Origin of the sequence: Shewanella baltica (assembly GCF_900456975.1) — a bacterium.
Classification (GTDB): Bacteria; Pseudomonadota; Gammaproteobacteria; order Enterobacterales; family Shewanellaceae; genus Shewanella; species Shewanella baltica.
Genome location: NZ_UGYM01000002.1, coordinates 306,543 through 325,944 on the forward strand (window position 1 = coordinate 306,543; position 19,402 = coordinate 325,944).

The following is a 19,402-nucleotide window of genomic DNA, read 5'->3' on the forward strand; positions in this document are numbered from 1 at the left end:
GTGAGCCTATACTCAATATACGTCGATAATACCTTAAATGGATTTTTAGGTAAGGAAGTCACTTTTCATGTTAGTAGGTTTAGCAAATCCACTCCAACAGGCCTTGGTAAGTATTTTTAGTGAGTCTCCGCTAGAAACCTTAGAGCAAAATGTTGACCGAGCACTTGAGACCATCACATTGCAGCTGCATTGTGACGGGGTATTTGTATTGACCGGCAGCCAGTCTCTGGATCGTTTACGCACGCGTAATTTGTATCTAAAACCCCAATTTGCCAAAGGCCAACAAACCCGAGTCTGGCCCTTGGCACGCATGCCATTCTTTCGCTCCCTTGTCCGCACCCCGCGACTATTAAATCTGTCCGATGTGAATACCTTGCCTGCCGATGCGCAGGCCGAGCGAGCCCTATTAAGGGACTGGGACGTGAAGAGTCTATTGGTATTGCCACCTGTGGTATTTGGCGAAACGCGTATTGCGCTGGGCGCGGTGAATTGCTCTGAGTGTTGCGAATGGAGCGAAGAGTTTATAAGTGAGTTTAACCACGCCGCTGTGATGATTGGCTCGGCGATGGAACTGACGCGTATCGCCCTGAGCATGCTCGCCAGTGAGCATAAATACTGTGAAGTCTTCAATCAGTTACCCTTAGCCTGCGCCTTATTAGATAAATATAATCAATTGACTATGCTCAATAAAGTCGCCCTGCAAACGCTGCCAATCCAACATGGTTATGATTTATTCGACATGGTGCGTGAGGAAGAACATGCCATGTTAACCGATACCTTGCATGTGGTACGTGAAGGCGTACTTGGTCAGGCTTGGTGTGAATTACCGTTGAAATCTATCCATCAATTGGCTTGGTTGAAACTCAGTTTTAGCCAGATCAGTGGCGATAAAGATACCTTAGTCATGATTGCCGAAGATGTCAGCGAGAAGTATCGCCTAGCCGATGAGCTGTCGTTCCATGCCAATTATGATGCGCTCACAGGATTGCCCAATCGGTTGCATTTCGAAGCCCTATTAGAAAACCTGCTGCACGCCCACGACGATATGCCCATTTGCGTGGCGTTTCTCGATTTAGACCAATTCCAAGTCATCAACAATATCAGTGGCCATCAGGCGGGCGATAAGCTGCTTTGCCAAGTGGCATTACGCTTAAAACAGCTCGTGCGTAAGGGCGATATCGTCGCCCGTTTAGGTGGCGATGAGTTTGGTATCTTGATGCATTACTGCAATGTGGACTCGGCAAAACAAATAGCTAAACGTATCTGTACCCAATTGGCTAACCATGAATTTATTTGGGAAGGTCGCAGCCACAATGTCAGTGTCAGCATGGGGATTGCTAAACTCGATAAAAAAGCCGCCGACATTTATACCGTGATGAGTCAGGCCGATGCTGCTTGTCGCTTGGCGAAGGATCAAGGCCGCAATGGCTGGCATTTATACAGTGCGAGCGATCCTAAAATGAACCGTCTTTATACTGAGATGATGGCGTCGGTGGACATAGTCGGCGCACTGGCGTTAAACCAATTTGAGCTTTATTTTCAAAGCATAGTGCCATTAAACCGCGAGGAGTCTGGTCTGCATTTAGAGATCTTACTGCGCATGGTGCAGGCCAACGGCACGATTGTGTCACCAGCCATCTTCTTGCCCGCCGCCGAGCGATATAACTTAGCTTCTAAGGTCGATTTGTGGGTGATCGATAACTTGCTCAAGTGGGGCGGTTGCCATTTAGATATCTGGCAGCAATTGGATCTCGTGTCGGTGAATTTGTCGGCGACCTCTTTGGGCGACTTTGAGTTTATGAACTGGCTAGAAATGCGTTTGATGGCCGAACCTGAGCTGGTGGACAAGCTTTGCATCGAGATCACTGAAACCGCGGCCGTGAGTCAGCTCGATCAAGCGACAAAGTTACTCGATATACTGCGCCCGCTTAATTGTAAGTTAGCCCTTGATGACTTTGGGGCTGGCTTTTCTAGCTTCGCCTACCTTAAGCGCCTTAATGTGGACTTTGTGAAGGTGGATGGCCAGTTTGTGGTGAACATCTGCGAAGACAGTGCGGATCAGGCGATCGTTAAATCGATTTGCCAACTCGGCCAAGATATGGGCTTTGATGTGGTTGCTGAATTTGTCGAATCCCAAGATATTGGCCGGAAACTGCAAATCCTTGGCGTCGACTATGCCCAAGGTTACGCCATCAATAAACCGATACAGTTAGCTGAATTACAGTCTGGACTTAGTCAGCCTTGGCTCGAAAAACGTGAGACCTTTGCGGCCTATCCACAACTCTAGTGTTTGGTACACTTATCTACCGAGCCGGATTATGTTGCAGTGAAATGGTACTCACCGTCGATTGTTAGTACACTGACGGCCTGTGTTGGCCGCTGATGTCTTTTTCTTGAACTCTCTACCTATTCATAGCTTATTAGCACCGCTGCGTGCGGCTTTTTCTCGTCACGCTCAAGTGATCCTCGAGGCACCGACTGGTGCGGGTAAATCTACCGCGTTACCTTTGGCTATGCTGGATTGGCCCGAAATCAGCGGACGCATTTTAATGCTCGAACCTCGGCGTGTCGCTGCGCGCAGTGTGGCGCACTATATTGCCCATTGTCGCCAGCAAAAGGTGGGGCAAGAAGTGGGCTATCGCGTGCGCGGTGAAGCTAAAGTTAGCGCCAATACCCGCTTAGAGATTGTCACCGAAGGCATACTCACGCGGATGATCCAGCAAGATCCCGAATTAACTGGGATTGGAATGATCATCTTCGATGAGATCCATGAACGCCACCTCACTACCGATTTAGGCTTAGCCTTAGCGCTCGAAGTGCAAGCTTCACTACGGGACGATTTAAAGATATTGGCCATGTCGGCCACCTTATCTGGCCTTGCCTTGGGCGAATTGATGCCAGAGGCCGTGACCTTGCACAGTGAAGGCCGCAGTTTTCCCGTTGAGGTTGAATATCGCCCTGTGCCGACGCAGCAGCATTGGATCGATCATCTTGGCCGCTGCGTACTCGATCTGGTCTCTGCCAGTAGTGCCAACGTTGATAAAACGGCTAGCAATAACTCCGTGCTCGTCTTCTTACCGGGAAAAGGCGAAATCTCACGACTGCAGCAGTTTCTGCGTGAGCGCTTAGCCCAAGATGCCTTTCTGATTTGCCCCCTTTATGGTGAGCTTTCGGGTGCTGAGCAAGATAGCGCGATTGCGGCAACCACAGATGGCAGGCGCAAAATCGTGCTAGCGACTAACGTGGCGGAATCGAGCTTAACCATTGAAGGTATAGGTTTTGTCATCGACAGCGGCTATAAACGTCAGGCCAGTTTTAACCCTAAAACCGGCGTCACCCGCTTAGGTTTGAAACGCATTAGCCAAGCTTCGGCAACTCAGCGCAGTGGCCGCGCCGGACGTTTATCTGCGGGCGTGTGCGTGCGTTTGTGGAGCCAAGAAGAACATGGCCGTATGCTCAGAGCCGATGAACCCGAGATCAGCCAAGCGGATCTGGTGGCTATGGCCCACGATTGTGCTTACTGGGGCGCAAAATCCTTCAGCGACTTGATGTTGTTAACGCCGCCACCTAGTGTGAATGAGGCGCTGGCGTGGCAATTACTGCAGCGCTTAGGCATGGTCGATGGTGACAATAAACTCACTCCCCACGGTAAAGCGGCCTATGAGCTGGGGTGTCACCCCAGGCTTGCCCATATGCTATTGGGCGCGAAAAGCTTAAGTGTGAAAAGCTTAGGCGTAAACAATGTTAATGAGCAAACTGGGCAATTGGGCAGTTTGGCCTGTTTGCTGTCGGGGATTGTAGAGGCGCGCGGTTTGCCTAAAAAGGGCGCCGATATCATGAATTACCTGCACTTTGCCTGTCAGGGGCAAGCGGGACAGCAGGCGAAACAGTGGCAGAAAAAGCTCGGTTTAACTGCTGACTTAGTGAAGGTCGCGACCCATGCTCACCACAGTGATGTGGGATTATTGCTGGCGCTGGCATATCCAGATCGCATCGCCAAAGCGCGCGGCGTTGAGGGTTATCAATTAGCCAATGGCACTGGCGTGGTGTTGGCAGCCGAAGATGCCTTGTCGCAAACGCCTTGGATGGTGGTGGCGGATTTCCAAGAAACTGAAGGCCGAAACGCTGGACGGATTTACTTGGCGAGTCAGTTTCAGCTGAGCTTATTCGATAGCGAGCTAAAAGACTTGCTGGAAATCCACGAGATCTGTGGCTGGGATGAAGGCAAAGGCCGAGTCATTGCCGAGCGCCAATACAAGGTCGGACAAATTTTAGTGAAAACCGAGACGATTGCTAAGCCTGAGCGCAAGCAAATTGTCGCGGCCTTACTGGGTTATATTCGCCAGCAAGGATTACAAATTCTCAATTGGAACGATAACTTAGAGCAATTTCAATACAGGCTCAAACTCGCGACGGAGTTCGACGCAGGCAGCGACTGGCCCAAGGTCGATGATGGGGCGTTATTAGTGAGCCTAGAAACTTGGCTGGCGCCTTACCTCGAAAATGTGAATAATCTGCCGCAATTAGTTAAGCTCGATTGCTTTGGTTTTGTGGCAAACTGTTTGAGCTGGCAGCAGAAACAGCGACTGGACGAATTATTGCCAACCTCTTGGCCGTTAGTCACCGGTACCTCTGCGCCAATCGTATACGATGAGTCTGGGCGTGCGCTGCTACGGGTGCGACTGCAAGAAACCTTTGGCATGGCGCAGAGTCCTATGTTGGCGCAGGGCAAGCTAAAGGTGACGATGGAATTACTTTCTCCCGCTCAACGTCCATTGGCTTTGACGGCGGATTTAGCCAGTTTCTGGCAGGGACCTTATGTGGAAGTGAAAAAGGAAATGCGCGGCAGATATCCAAAACATCTGTGGCCGGACGATCCTGTGAATACACTACCGACAAAATTTACCAAGAAGAAAACCTTGGGTTTAGCTCAGCCATAGCGCAGTGTTGCTGGTTTTAAATAGCGTGATAACACGCCTTGATTCGCACCTCGCTCACTGTTGTGCCTGTGGCTGATGTCTTTAAATGCATGAATGATGAAGTAGATATGACGACTAAGACGACAAAAAAAACACCCGCTTCCCGTAGGGCCAATAATGGCCGCGGTTTATTTCGACGAATGTGGTCAATCACTTGGAAATTAGGCTTAGCCGGATTAGCTGTAGTGACGTTCTACAGCATTTATCTCGATCAAATTATTGCGCAAAAATTTGAAGGCCAAAAATGGCACTTGCCCGCGCAGGTGTTCAGCCGTTCTATGGCGCTGTATCCCGGCGCGGCGGTCAGTCATCCGCAAATGATGGCTGAGCTTAAGTTGCTCGGCTATCGCAAAGTCGCGAATCCACGCCAAGTGGGAGAGTTTTCGGCATCGAGCACTCGTATCGAATTGTGGCGTCGACCGTTCTTGCATCCTGAAGGCGATCAAGTCGAACAAAGAGTCATGATCAGCTTCGACAGCAATGGCGTCAGTTCGGTCACCCGAGTGTCGGACAAACGCCAGCTTGCCGTATTCCATCTTGAGCCTGTGTTGCTCGATCGCATTATTACTGGCGACGGTGAAGACAGGCTGTTTGTGCCGACCGAAGAAATGCCTAAGTCGATTGTGCAGGCGTTACTGCTGGTGGAAGACCGCAGCTTTTACGAACACCATGGGGTAAATCCCTTCGCGATTGCACGCGCCGCGTTTGTAAACATTAGCGCCGGTCGCACAGTGCAAGGTGGCTCAACGTTAACCCAGCAGTTAGCGAAAAACTTTTTCCTATCCAGTGAGCGTTCTTTACTGCGTAAGGTGCGCGAAGCCTTGATGGCAGTGATTATCGATTTTCGTTACAGCAAGGACGAAATCCTCGAAGCCTATCTTAACGAAGTGTATATGGGGCAGGATAAATCCCGCGCCGTTCATGGTATGGGTTTGGCCTCGCGTTTCTATTTCGGCCGTCCAATCAGTGAGTTGACTATCGCCCAGCAGGCATTTTTAGTGGCTGCGATTAAGGGACCGTCTTACTACAATCCATGGCGATATCCGGATCGCATTCAAGAGCGTCGCGATCTGGTATTGCGTTTACTCATGGATGCGGGCGATTTAACCACGGCCGAGTACAAGGCGGCGGTAGAGTCACCTCTGGCGATCCGTAATCTTAATAAACCCGCACACCAGAAATTACCTTCCTTCTTCGCCCTGGTAAAACAGGAAGTGAACGAGCGTTATGGCGATGCGTTACTGAAGCAATCTGGGGTGAAAATCTATACCACGCTCGATCCTATGGCCCAAGAAGCCGCCGAAATTGCGGTGACTCAAACCCTTAAGAGCTTAGATAAGAGCAACAAGTCATTGCAGGTAGGCATGGTGGTTACCGACAAATACACGGGCGGTATCGCGGCAATGGTCGGCGATAAAACCCCTGGATTTGATGGCTTTAACCGTGCGGTTGAAATTCGTCGTCCGATTGGCTCGTTAATTAAGCCCTTTGTGTACGCCACTGCACTGGCACCCAATAGCCAATTTACCTTAGCGACTCCCCTTAAAGATCAGCCTATTACCTTAAAGAGTGAGCAAGGTAAGACATGGTCACCGCAAAACTTCGATAAGAAGTTCAGCGGCCAAGTGCCTTTGTTAACGGCGCTGAAAAAGTCGATGAACGTCCCGACAGTAAATCTTGGGATTGCGGTGGGCGTGGATGCCGTCGCGACAACTTTGGCTAAGTCGGGCTGGCAGGAGCCATTAAACGAGTATCCTTCTATGTTACTTGGCGCCGTCAATGGCTCGCCATTAATGGTGGCGCAGGTGTACCAAACCTTAGCCGATAGCGGGGTTTACCGTAAATTAACCACAGTGACGGCTGTGTTGGATGCTGATAAAAATCCATTGCCCGTGACGCGATTACCTAAAGAGCAAGCCATCTCACCCGATACTGACTTTTTGATCCAGTACGCTATGCAGCAAGTGGTGAATACGGGTACCGCGACGCGCTTAGGCAATGCCTTCCCAGGCGTTGGACTGGCGGGTAAAACAGGCACAAGTAACGATAGCCGCGACTCTTGGTTTGCGGGCTTTGATGAGCGTAACGTCGCTGCCATTTGGGTGGGGCGTGATGATAACGGCAAAACCAGCTTGTATGGCAGCAGTGGCGCCATGGCCGTGTATCTTGCCTTCTTAAAGGAACGTCCACCTATTAGTTTGCGTTCTATCCAAGTGAATGGCGTCGTGAAGGGCTTTTTTGACCGAGATACCGGCGTGGCGAAGGAATCGGATTGCAGCAATGTTGATGCGCTTCCGGCATTAACCGCGACTTATCGTCCGGTGAATAATTGCGGCGAGCCTTTGCAATGGTGGCAGAAAATACTCGGCCAATAGGCTTGATAATCGACCAATCACTCACGCATTTGTGCGTTGAATATAAAATCTTAAGTAGTAGAACCTATGCGAATGGAAATGGCGTTATCGAGAGTACACGCGTGACGCCATCTTCCCTTAGCCTAGGTCGTTAACCCAAAGTGAGAAATAACATGTTTAAAACCGCTGCCGCCGTGCATATTTTAGTGAAACACAAAGAGCAGGCTGAGGATATAGTTAAGCAGCTGAATAATGGCGCTAATTTTGCGGTACTCGCCAAGCGTTTTTCTTCTTGCCCTTCGGCCAAAAAAGGCGGCGATTTAGGCGAGTTTAAAAAAGGCCAAATGGTGCCCCAGTTTGATAAAGTGGCTTTTTCGGGCGAGTTATTAGTGCCGCACATAGTTAAAACTAAGTTTGGCTGGCATGTGGTTAAAGTGCTTTATCGCACTTAATACAGCAGGATTAAGCCCTTATGTAGCGCGTCTTAGCCGAACGTTATTTTCGGCTAATCAAATGGATTGGAATATTAAGGAGCGATGAGCATGACCTTTAGTTTTAATACCGAAGATGCGAGCCAAGTTTGCGTGGGGGCATTTGCGCTGGCGGTGCCTGTGGCGTTTTCAGAGGAAGCCTGGCATCTCGGCGAAACCTTGCCTGTGCTCAATATTGCCATGCTCTTTAGTTTATCGCTGTTATTTCTAGGGGTTTTTACTTACCACAGTGTGTTCCAGCAAAATATTAGTGCCCGAGTCCCTGTGTTTATTTTCCGTATCGTGGTGGCGTATTTGCTCACCGCGCTGGTGGTTTTCCTCGTCCTGCTGTGCCTCGATAAAGTGCCATTTTTTGAAGACCCGCTGACCTCGATCAAACGGATCATCGTCATCACTATGCCAGCCTCTATGGGCGCCATTGTTGTGGATAGCTTTGATAAGGAATAATACACCTTAGCCAAACCTCATGACTTTTGTCACTGGTGGATTAGGGTTATTTTGCGCATACTCATTCCCATACTCTGACTTTGATTGATGTCTAGAGTCGAAATAAGCCTGAGTTTTTAGCCGATAACGATAACGCCAATAGATAAAGGAAATGACTATGAATACTGGAGCCCTCGCTTTACTTATCCCGATACTCGCCATTGTTGGCGGATATGTGGTGGCGATTATGAAAATCCGCGACAAGCAAGGTGTGTCGAGCCGTGAACAAGAGGCCGAAAATCAAGCCTTGCGGGCCGAGTTAGCTACACTGCGTCAGCGTGTCGAAGTGCTAGAACAGCTGGTCACTGACGATAGTTTTCAATTGAAGCGTGAATTTAAACAAGTCTAACTATTTGTTCCTTGTCCAATGGAAGGCGCTAGCCTGTTAACCTAAGTTAATACCCTTGTAATTTGTTTGGCTTTACAAATGTGGGCATGGTGTTACTTTGTACATCTTCCGTGGGATCAAGTCATCGGGTGAGTTAAATACCTAATTTAAGGTAGACTCGTGATAATTTTGTTATCCATCCCTGTATTGAGTTATTACAAATAGAGTTTATATGTTTCTAGCGCCTTATTTTTCCGAGCAAAATCAAGCCATTTCCGTATCCGCACAACAAGCCAGCGACTTCGCGAAGAAAATTGCGCAGGACTTTAATCCCATACACAATGTGGGCGCAAAACGCTTTTGCGTGCCGGGAGATTTACTGTTTGCCATAGTATTGACTCAATATGGTCTGAGTCAGAGCATGAAATTTAGCTTTGCGGGTATGGTGGGCGCGAGTGTCGAACTGCAATTCCCGGAACAAGTGAGCGAGAGTTTTTCAATTCGCGATGGCCGCGAAAAAACCTATCTTAATGTGAGCCGTCAAGGCGATGTAAGTTGTTGCGATGCGCAGACAGAATCCTTTATTCGTCAATATGTTGCTTTCTCTGGGCATAATTTTATCGATATCCTGATCCCTTTGATGAAACAACATCAAGTGATGATCAACCCAGACCGACCTTTAGTGATTTACGAAAGCATGTCGTTTGATTTAACCACCCTCGATTTTGTGCAAGTGACCTTATCACTCGTTGACCAAGATTTAAAAATCGATGGTAAACGTGGCGATGTGACACTGCACTTTGAATTACACAGTGGCGATACTTTAGTCGGCACAGGTATCAAAACCTTAGTCATGAGTGGCTTACGTCCTTACGACGAGGCGCTGGCGCAGCAAATGTGCGCCACCTATGAAGGTAGTAAAACTGATTATTGATTGACGGAACAATCACATGGCGTTTTTGTCTTTTAGATAAAACGCCATGCAATCCTTGCGTGATGAAATGCGAGGGGATTAATGACCGTTGATTGAAAGTTGAGAGACGATTTGTGAGACGTTTTCTGCTCCGTTGCGTATTTCTCCCATCACCAAAGTGACCTCGGCTAACTGTTGTTTCCCTTCCTGTGCGATACCTTCAACTTCGTTCATCATGTCCGTTGCACTTGTGGTGAGCTGGGTATTTTTAGTGACGACGGCGGCAATTTCACTGGTTGATTTACTGGTTCTGGAAGCGAGCTGCCTCACTTCATCGGCGACAACCGCAAAACCTCGGCCTTGTTCACCCGCACGCGCGGCCTCAATTGCGGCATTTAATGCCAGCAAATTGGTTTGATCGGCAATCGAGCTAATGGTCGCGACTATGGCTTGAATACTTTGGGATTGCTCATTCAGTTGAGTAATCGCCCGAGTCGTTTTATGGGTTTGCTCAGCAATGGCATTGGAGGTATTGACGGTCGCATTAAGCAACTTAACGCCTTGTTCCGCTTGCTCAACGGTACGTTGCGATGTGGTGAGCGCAATATTTGCGGCTTCACGCACAGCGTGGCTTTGCTCGATCCGCTTGCTGATATCACTGGCGAACTTAACAACTTTAACGACCTTTCCATGTTCATCCATAATGGGATTGTAAGCCGCCTCCAGCCAAATTGAGTCGCCATAGGCATTTTTGCGCTCAAATAGCCCTTTGCTATAGCGACCTTGCTTAAGCTCGTCCCAAAAGTGAGGATTTTGTCGATAAAATTCATCGAAACAGAAAATTCTATGATGCTTACCCAAGATCTGTTCTTTGCTGTATCCCATTGTTTTTAAAAAGTTGGCATTTGCCTTCAGGATAGTGCCATCTGGGGTAAATTCAATAATAGCTTGGGAGCGATTTAGGGCATCAAAGATGGCGGATTGATCGTCAAGCTGTTGCTTATATTGGGTAATTTCAGAAGCCGTTTTCATTATCTTCACGACTTTCCCCGCCTGTTTTACAGGAAAGTAAGTCGCCCTTAGCCAGATTTCTTGGCCATTTTTATTCACTCGCGCGAAATGTCCCTCCTGTGGATGACCGGCTTTTAAATTACTCCAAAATTGTTGGTAGGCAGGAGAATTAGCATAGGTCGCTGAGCAAAACAGCTTATGGTGTTGACCAACAACTTCATTAAGCGAATAACCGACTACTTTTAAAAACAAGGCATTCGCATCGAGCACTTTTCCTTCAGGCGTAAATTCTACCGTGGCAATACTTTGCTTAATGGCGTCGATGACCGACTCCGCTTCTTGGCGCTTGTTTTCGCTCACTTCTAGGCTTTTACGTAATGAAGAATTGAATACTGAGATACTCCTGATGAGCTTAACTGACTCAAAAACCGCTGGTCTTTATTGAAAGCTCGATATAACGAGCTGGATACACAGATAAATATAGCTGTGATTTTAATGTGTGGTTTATTTCTATTAAACACGTGATCGGGATCTATATACCTAAATTGAGCAAAAGAAGATCACTTTTCTTTGGTTTTAGCTCGACTATGCTTTGGTTTTAGCCCGACCAGACGTAGCGGCAGAGCGGATAACGAATTTTAGCATGCTACTCGAGTAATCTAGGTTGAATGAATGCCATAGAAAAAGCTGCCAATGGCAGCTTCTTAAGTGTTATCTATGTTCGGCGGTTAGCTTAGTTTTTCAATCTTAGCGGGTAGGCCTTGTCTTGCCGAGGCGCCACTAGCCCAGTCTACCAGCGGATAGCGGCCGTGACGACTGGGATCGAACAGATTTAAGTCGTTCATGTTGATCCCGACTCGGATCAGTGGATTGGCGACGATTTTAATCTCGTCAATCACAGTGTCCCGCGCGCCGAGTTCTTTATGGCCATAGCCATGTTCGATAGCGATGCAGTCAGGGTGCACTCCGGCAACACATTCCACTAAGGCAATCACGCTGCCGTTAGGCGTGCTGATTTTTACTGTGTCGCCCGTGCTGATGCCAAGGCGAGTGGCGGTTTTCTCGTTCAGTCGCACCGGATTATTAGGGTGCACTTGGCGTAAACGATCTGAGCCAATACTCATAGAACTCATGGTATGGGACTTGTAGCTGCTGATCAGCAAAGGCCACTGTGACTTATCAAACGCCCTATCGAGCGGCGTACCATCGGCCAAGGCGGGTTGATATAAGCGCGGACAACCACTCATAAATTCCCCTGTTAGGCTGTTGCGACGACTGCCGACGTCGGGATTCCACAGCATCATAGGTTTAGGCCAGACTTTACTCGGATTCCCCACGTCATCGCGTGCACCGCGCATTTCTTCAAAACGGCCTCCACGAGCAAATAAGTAACTGACTTTTTTGACTTCATCAGGCGTGAGTCTGGTATTGAGTTCACTTTGAATGCGGCTTACACCGCTAAGATACATGTCCTCGGCGTTGATATCGGCGACGGCTTTACCTAAATAGGCCACGTTGGCGGCGCCGTAAAGTGAGTAATCCGCTGCGCGCGTTAACGGGTGTAAGCTGCCATCGGCGGCCTTAACGGCATTTTCGCCAAAGCCGGGTAGTTGCAACTTCATCGCCACTTGGCTCAAGAAAGACTCCATGCACACCACGTCGCCACTGGCCATTTTCGCGACTCTTGGCTCGACAATCGGCCAACGACCTGTGGCAACTTTGGTTAGCGTGCCTTGCCATGCTGAGGTCCAGCCCCAAGACTCGTACGTTAAGGTGTCGGGCACTATGTAGTCCGACAGCACCGAGGTTTCGTTGATAAAGCTGTCGATGCTGATAAACAGCGGCAGCACCTTAGGATCTTTCAGTTGCTCACCAATAGCTTCCCCTAAACCCGCTTGACCATAAATTGGATTGCCCATGTGGTTAATCCATGCTTTGAGTCGATAGGGATAACCGTGCACCGCCGCCGTTAAATGTTCGCCAAGCAAGGGCGATGAAATCGGAAACCAAGGCTCTTTAGCGGGATAAGGCGATTCGCCCGCTTCGACTTTACGGCGATACTCTGAGGTTTTCTCGTAGGGGAATTTAGATCGCGATAGGAATACGCCCTTAGGCTCGACCATGCCGTCAAACTCCTGCAGATTATACCTTGGGCCTTTACCAAAGGCGGGGAAGGAACCGCCGGAGGCTAATGCACCGCCCTTTAAGTTGATGTTACCTATCATAGCGTTGAGCATCATGATCGCCCACGCGCTATAGAAACCATTGGCGCTCATTGTGCCGCCGTGGGAGATCACCGCAGCCTTAGTGCCATGGCTGGTGAATTTATCCGCGAGGGCAATAATCTGCGCTTCGCTGATATCGCACTCCTTGGCATAGTGTGCCATCTCGAAGCTGTGCGCCGCTTCACTTAACAGTTGGAAGCTAGATTTAACCGCAATCGCGCCTTTAGGTGTGTCGACACTTTGATTAACGTCGAGCTTGGCTTTCAGGCTTTGGTTAGCCAAAACTACCTCGCCACTCGTTGCATCGACAACCAACTGCGAGTCTTGCTCGCCGTAGGCTTTGCCCTCGAAAGGTAAGCCAAGATCGCTGGCAAAAAGATACTGGCCATATCTTGGATGGGTGGGGTCGCTGACGATCAAAAAGCCTGCGTTACTAAAACCACGGTAACCTGATGCTTTTGCGGCATCGACATTGGGCGCACTTAAAAAATCGGCGGCGTAGCGCTGGTTATCGATAATCCAGCGCAACATGCCCATGGCGAGGGCCGAGTCGGTGGCGGGGCGGATCGGCAGCCAAGTATTGTTACCCGCACAAGGTTGATTCGAAGTATTGGGCAGCATGGGCGACACCACCACATAACTGAAGTTGCTGTTATTTACCCGCGCGTTAGCCAGTTGTCTTGCTTGGCGTTTAAAGGGATTGCCCGATTGCTGCGGCGAGGTGCCGATAAAGAGTAAAAATTCGCTATGGTCCCAATCGGGCTTCAAGTGGGCGTATTTTTTCAAATCATCCAATAAAGCGCCTGCACCAGCGCGGTAGGTAAACCCGCAATAGGCACCATGGTTGGCAAAGTTGCGGGTGCCAAAGCTGTTGAAGGTAAAACGTTTGATAATGGCTTCGCGGCCTTCATCGGAGGCGTTCGAGACCAGTAACTGATTAGCCTTAGGGCCGTATTCTGGATTATTGGCATCGAGCGGCGTGGCGATATCTCGAATCGCTCTTAAGCCTTCAACTTGGCCTTCGCCAAATAAATCACCGCCTTCGACGACTTCATTCAGCAACTGCTCAAAGCTAATGCTCTGCCATTGGCCACTGCCGCGCTTACCCACGCGCTTAAGACATTGGGTAACACGATGCGGGCTATCCAATTGTTCTAACATGGCATTACCGCGAGCGCAGGCGGTGGAACGCCCCTGCAGACCTTGTTCTTGAAAGGCGCTTAGTCCGACAAATGCGGTTTTGATTGGCGTATCGAAATCGATATGTTCCCGCGATGACAACGGATGATAAGGATTACCGCTGATGCGGATGATCTTATCGGTTTTTTGATCGATACGAGCGCGCACGCCGCATTTGGTCCAGCAACCTAAGCACATAGTATTGGCGACGCGCTGATCGTCATTGCTGATCAGCTGACCTGACTGTAAATCGACTTTGTATTCAGGCGCTAAGGAATTGCCGTGCAGCGGATCTTGGGTCGATTTCCCCGAGGTGCCATTGACGACACCTTTGCCAATTTGCGCTAACGTATGGCTATAACCCGCGGCAAATAATCCCACACCACCCGTGACAGCGGCCCCTTTGATAAAACGACGTTTACTCTTATCCATGATGGACTCCTTAATTCTGTAAACTAATTGGGTACTCAGCGAGCAAGCTTTGCCGAAGGCGTGTGGCGAATAAGTTCGGAGACCAGCGCCATTAATGCCAGCCAGAGACCGAAGGTGCCGGCTATGCCTAATAGTCCTTCGGGTCCCCAAGGCAGTTGATAGAGGTAAGTTCCTGCGCCGTATTTAGGATCGGTTTGCGCTTGAATTAACACTATCCAGCGAAACCCCCACGCGAGATGAATGGCCGTGAGGCTGACGATTAGCATTGCAACATTGGGTAAGTGACGAATGGCGAGCATCAGTGCCAGCACGGCGAGTGTGACCAGTACCCAAATTGCAGCAAGTTGCCAGCTTGGGCTGGTTTCAAGCAATAACGCGGCTTCAGGGGCCGAGCCCTTATCGAATAATGCCCAGCCGATAAGGCACAGGGCGAACAGACCAAAGCTGGCCCTTACCCAGAGCAATAGCTTGTCTTGGGTACTTTGTTGGTAGCCTTTTAATAGTCGATTCAACACAGCCAAAGTGCCGCAGGCGGCGAGCAGGGCGCTCATCGCCATCAAAGGTGGTAGCCAATAGGTATGCCACAGTGGCCGCGCCTTAATGGCCATGGTTTCCATGCCAGTGTAGAGGGCAATACTGCAGGCACTCAGGGCTGTGATAATCGCGATCGGCTTGATGAATTTGTCACTGTTCCAATCACCGACTCTCAGTAATTGGCCGATACGACTCAGCCAATCAGAGTCTTGATTTGCGGTGTGCTTAGGCAGATATTGACGCAGTAATAGCCAAGCAAACAACGCGCTGGTGCCCGAGAATACCGGCAGTAAAAAGGCGCCATACCACATCCAAGAATCGGGGCGAACTTGCGCATAAAAATGCCAAGCCCGCAGCGGTTGGTGTAAATCGGCGAGCAAGGCAATAGGCGCGACGATACCTGCGGTCAGCATTAAACAGGCGCAGAGTTTCAGCAGTCTGTCATCGGGTTTTGCGTGACTAAACAAGTGTATTGTCGCGACCCACACACTGGCATAGGCGAGCCCCATCATAAAAAAGTATTGCACCGCCCAAGGTAGCCAAGTAATGGCGATATCTGGGGTAAAGATTTCTTTAATGACCATGGTGGATCTCCTCGCCAGTATCGGTAAGTAAGGTTCTAACGGGGGCTTGGCCGCTGATCTTGTCCACAAAGGCACTGCTCATGCCGATGTAGAACACCCGTGGCGCAGTGTTGGCCGTCGGTTTGAGTACCTTTATATCGGTTTTATTGGTGGCGAGCAGTTGGCTTATCTGGCTGTGGGGATCGTTAAGATCGCCAATCACACGGGCTTCTCCCACACAGGTTTCGACGCAGGCGGGCAGTAATCCCGCATCCAACCTATGGGCGCAGAAGGTACATTTGTCGGCGGTATTAGTATCGTGGTTGATAAAGCGCGCATCGTAGGGACAGGCTTGCACGCAGTAGCCACAGCCAACGCACCATTCATTATTGACGACCACTATGCCGTCTTTGCGCTGGAAGGTAGCCCCCGTAGGACAAACTGGAATACAGGGCGGGTTTTCGCAGTGATTACAAAGCCTTGGCAGCATTAAAAACGCAGGCGGCGTGGTATCTTCCTGCTGCGAGACTTCATACTGCTGCACTGTGGTGCGAAATTGCCCTAGGGGCGGTTGATTCTCGATAGTGCAAGCGACGGTACAGGCTTGGCAGCCCACGCAGCGGCGCAAGTCAATTACCATACCGTAACGTTTATCCACTTGGCCTTCGCTGGCGCTGTGCACTTGAGGGCCGCGTTGATTATCCTGCGCATACACTTGCACCACAGGGATGAGTGCGGCGCCAACACTGACGCTGGCCATTTTGCCGAGAAACTGACGTTTACTCTTGTCCATACAGATTTCCTTCACTACTTGCAGATGGCGAATAAACTGGCTCATAGACCTAGCGTTAAGGTTTATGGCGAGGTTTACAGGCATTCTGTAAAAGGCGAGGCGGCATAACTATAGTGGTTTTCCACATATCGGGTGTGGATTTGATCTAGCGCAACAAATATCCGTTAGAATAGCCTTCAAAATGATAGGGTTTTATTTTTACGGCTTTTAAACTTAAGTTTGGCCCGCTTTCAATTTGAATTGGATCTGCTTTTAACTGGATTTAAGCTTGAGTTGAGCTTGAGTTGAATTTGAGTGATTGGGGATAAAGGATTGCACTTCACGTTATTTAGGATGATGAAAACAGTGTTTAGCTCAGGGATGTCACTCAAGTGGCCGTTATCAATTCAAGGTTCAATCGAGCCTAAGATGACACAGCGAACGATTTTAAGGATGTCACTTAGGACTAAGGTGTTCATCACGTTATTAGCGTGCTTGTTCGCTTCGGCAAACGTGTTTGCCGTAGAGCCGCAGAATCAAAGTGCGCCTTCGGATGTAATGGACGCTGAGGTTGTTGCGCCAGTCTCTACCGAAGAACCTGGTTATCAAGTGGTCGATGTGGGTGTGTTAGCCATCCGCGGTTATAAGGCGACCATCAACCGCTGGCAGCCGTTAATGGGTTGGCTTGAAACCCAAATTCCCAACAGTTACTTTAGGTTACATCCTCTCACCCTCGATGAGCTCGCTAAGGGCGTTGAAACCCAAGGGCTCGATTTTGTGATCACCAACCCAGGGCAATCTGTGTTGCTGGCGCGGCAATATTCTCTCACTTGGTTGGCAACCCTGCGCAGCCCGTTAAATAATGGCGCGGCAATGCAAGTGGGTTCGGCGCTGGTGGTGCGCGCCGATTCACCCTATCACACCTTAAGTGATCTCAAGGGACGTCGACTCGGGATAGTGTCGAAAAATGCCTTTGGTGGTTACTTGACCTTAGTGTACGAAGCGCAGCTAAAAGGCATAGATTTGCCTCGCTTTGTGGGTGAGATCATTCCGCTGGGGTTCCCGCTAGATAATCTGTTGTATCAGTTAGACGATCAAAAAAGTGGTAATGATGCGGCGAAAGACAATCGACTGGATGCGGCTGTAGTGCCTGTGTGTCAGCTTGAGCAGATGCAGGCAGAAGGCCTGATTAATATCGACCATTATCGGGTGCTCGATAACCAAACTCCGGTGGGATTTCATTGCCAAGTCTCGACTCGTCTTTATCCCAACTGGTCCATGGCGAAGACCAATCGCGCCTCGCAATCTCTAGCTAAAAGCGTGACCCAAGCGCTGCTGGCACTGCCCGAAGATCACCTCGCCGCTAAGACGGCCGATTCTGCGGGCTGGACCACGGCCGTGAGTCAGCTGGCGATCGATCAGTTACTTAAAGATCTCGACATGCATCCATTACAAACACCTTGGTGGCAAAGGGCGTGGCAGTGGGTCAAGTTACATCAACAATGGGCTTGGTTTGTGCTGGCGATTCTGGTGCTGCTCAATACGTACCATTTCTGGTTGGAGTATCGCTTTAGCCGTCGCGGCCGCGAGTTGATTAACACTCAGCGCCAGCTCAATGAAAACCGCGCGCTACTGGAACATGCCCAGCGCATTGCGATTGCTGGCGAACTTGGCGCGAGTCTCTCCCACGAACTGAATCAACCTTTGGCGGCGATTGGCCATTATTGTCATGGCGCCGAAGTGCGATTACAGCGGGGGACTAGCCCTGAGGAACTGCAATCGGTATTGACGCTGATCCAGCAGGAAGTCACGCGAGCCGACAGCATTATCAGCCGCTTACGCAACCTGTTGAAGAAACGGCCTGTATCGAAACAACCTTTGTATTTGCATGAGCTGGTCAATGAGACTGTGCCGCTGCTCGCCTATGAGTTTGAACAACATCAAATTAATCTTGCCGTAAACGTGAGCGGCGAGCCCTATTTACAGTCCCTCGATGAAGTCGGCATGCAGCAGTTGTTGCTTAACCTGCTGAAAAACGCCGCCGATGCCTGTGTTCAGCGGCTAGAGCTTGAATCCAGTGGCACCGAACAGATCATCACGCAAAAACCATACACGCCGACGATCGATATCGATCTTCGCTACCAAGAACGCATACTCTTGCTGACAGTCACGGATAATGGCACGGGTTTAAGCGAAGCCGCCAGCCTGCTGATGCAAGCCTTTTATTCCACTAAATCAGAGGGATTAGGTTTAGGCTTAGTGATTTGCCGCGATATTGCCGAGAGCCATGGCGGGACGTTTAGCCTAGAAAGCGCAATGGGTGGCGGTTGCCAAGCGCAGGTGGCTATACCGCGTAAACCTGAACCTAATGGAGCACTTTAATGAGTCTTGCGTTACCTGTGTATTTAATCGATGACGATGACTCAGTGCGTCGTTCTTTGCGTTTTATGCTTGAAAGTTATGGTCTCAAGATCACCGACTTTGATAGCGCCGAAGCCTTTTTTACCGCAGTTGACTTAACCCTGCCGGGTTGTGCGCTGGTTGATGTGCGTATGCCGGGCTTGAGCGGCCCGCAGTTGCATCTTGAATTAGTCGCCAAAAATAGTCCGTTAGCTGTGATTTATTTGACCGGACATGGCGATGTGCCTATGGCGGTTGAAGCGCTCAAACTCGGTGCGGTGGATTTTTTCCAAAAGCCCGCCGATGGCGCTAAGTTAGCCGAAGCGGTACTCAAAGCGTTGGAGCATACCAAGGCGCATCATCAAGACAATCAGTATCTTGAGACTTATCAAGCGCTCACGCCAAGGGAGCGGGAGATACTCAACCTGATTGCTCAAGGGTTGAAGAACCAAGAGATTGCCGATAGCCTTTGCATCGCCATGCGCACGGTCGAGATCCACCGCGCTAATTTGATGAAAGGCATGCAAGTGGGATCGTTGGCGGAAATGATGCTGATCTATAGCCGGATCGCTGATCGCCTGCGCCTTGAAGATAACCGCTAAAATTTACCTTTTACTGCGCTAATTGCCGCTTTGTTAGCCGCCTATTTTGGCTAAGTTGTCGTATCATTGGCGGTTAGTATTGGCTTTGCTAGTAGCTTAGTTCTGGGCTTAAAGAAGAGCTTAGTTCTGGGCC

At 49.7% G+C, this 19,402-nt stretch carries 13 protein-coding genes; 9 read left to right on the forward strand and 4 right to left on the reverse strand.

What is annotated here, in order from left to right:
- The first annotated feature begins 67 nt into the window (after positions 1-67).
- From DYH48_RS01405 to DYH48_RS01435, 7 genes are all read left to right on the forward strand, one after another.
- On the forward strand, positions 68-2,287 hold the full coding sequence (locus DYH48_RS01405) for a putative bifunctional diguanylate cyclase/phosphodiesterase (protein ID WP_115333850.1): 2,220 nt from the start codon (positions 68-70) through the stop codon (positions 2,285-2,287).
- An 82-nt stretch (positions 2,288-2,369) separates the two neighbouring features.
- Complete coding sequence (gene hrpB / locus DYH48_RS01410; protein ID WP_172481132.1) at positions 2,370-4,940, forward strand: ATP-dependent helicase HrpB; 2,571 nt, start codon at positions 2,370-2,372, stop codon at positions 4,938-4,940.
- Between the two features lie 89 nt (positions 4,941-5,029).
- Positions 5,030-7,354, forward strand: a complete 2,325-nt coding sequence (gene mrcB, locus DYH48_RS01415; RefSeq protein ID WP_172481133.1) for a penicillin-binding protein 1B — start codon at positions 5,030-5,032, stop codon at positions 7,352-7,354.
- A 152-nt stretch (positions 7,355-7,506) separates the two neighbouring features.
- Complete coding sequence (locus DYH48_RS01420; RefSeq protein ID WP_006084190.1) at positions 7,507-7,785, forward strand: peptidylprolyl isomerase; 279 nt, start codon at positions 7,507-7,509, stop codon at positions 7,783-7,785.
- Positions 7,786-7,875: 90 nt separating this feature from the next.
- Positions 7,876-8,271 carry a DUF2391 family protein gene (locus DYH48_RS01425; RefSeq protein WP_063881784.1) on the forward strand — a complete coding sequence of 132 codons (396 nt, stop codon included), beginning with the start codon at positions 7,876-7,878 and terminating at the stop codon, positions 8,269-8,271.
- Positions 8,272-8,428: 157 nt separating this feature from the next.
- A complete protein-coding gene (locus DYH48_RS01430) occupies positions 8,429-8,659 on the forward strand; it encodes a hypothetical protein (protein ID WP_006080092.1) in 231 nt (76 codons plus the stop codon).
- Between the two features lie 211 nt (positions 8,660-8,870).
- Complete coding sequence (locus DYH48_RS01435) at positions 8,871-9,572, forward strand: DUF3581 domain-containing protein (protein WP_006084189.1); 702 nt, start codon at positions 8,871-8,873, stop codon at positions 9,570-9,572.
- Positions 9,573-9,650: 78 nt separating this feature from the next.
- Here DYH48_RS01435 and DYH48_RS24065 read toward each other — a convergent pair whose 3' ends face one another.
- The 4 genes from DYH48_RS24065 to dsrO form a co-directional block, all read right to left on the reverse strand.
- Complete coding sequence (locus tag DYH48_RS24065) at positions 9,651-10,961, reverse strand: methyl-accepting chemotaxis protein (protein ID WP_115333851.1); 1,311 nt, start codon at positions 10,959-10,961, stop codon at positions 9,651-9,653.
- Between the two features lie 329 nt (positions 10,962-11,290).
- Positions 11,291-14,398 (reverse strand): tetrathionate reductase subunit A, encoded by a 3,108-nt coding sequence (locus DYH48_RS01445; RefSeq protein ID WP_115333852.1) that lies wholly within the window; start codon positions 14,396-14,398, stop codon positions 11,291-11,293.
- Between the two features lie 35 nt (positions 14,399-14,433).
- Positions 14,434-15,516 (reverse strand): NrfD/PsrC family molybdoenzyme membrane anchor subunit, encoded by a 1,083-nt coding sequence (gene nrfD, locus DYH48_RS01450; RefSeq protein ID WP_115333853.1) that lies wholly within the window; start codon positions 15,514-15,516, stop codon positions 14,434-14,436.
- Positions 15,506-16,288, reverse strand: a complete 783-nt coding sequence (dsrO, locus tag DYH48_RS01455; RefSeq protein ID WP_115333854.1) for a sulfate reduction electron transfer complex DsrMKJOP subunit DsrO — start codon at positions 16,286-16,288, stop codon at positions 15,506-15,508. Before dsrO ends, nrfD begins: the two co-directional genes overlap by 11 nt.
- Before the next feature lie 408 nt (positions 16,289-16,696).
- On the opposite strand from dsrO, the gene DYH48_RS01460 reads away from it, so the two are divergent.
- A complete protein-coding gene (locus DYH48_RS01460; RefSeq protein ID WP_115336069.1) occupies positions 16,697-18,649 on the forward strand; it encodes a sensor histidine kinase in 1,953 nt (650 codons plus the stop codon).
- Complete coding sequence (locus DYH48_RS01465) at positions 18,649-19,269, forward strand: response regulator transcription factor (protein WP_006080101.1); 621 nt, start codon at positions 18,649-18,651, stop codon at positions 19,267-19,269. Before DYH48_RS01460 ends, DYH48_RS01465 begins: the two co-directional genes overlap by 1 nt.
- Positions 19,270-19,402 lie beyond the last annotated feature (133 nt).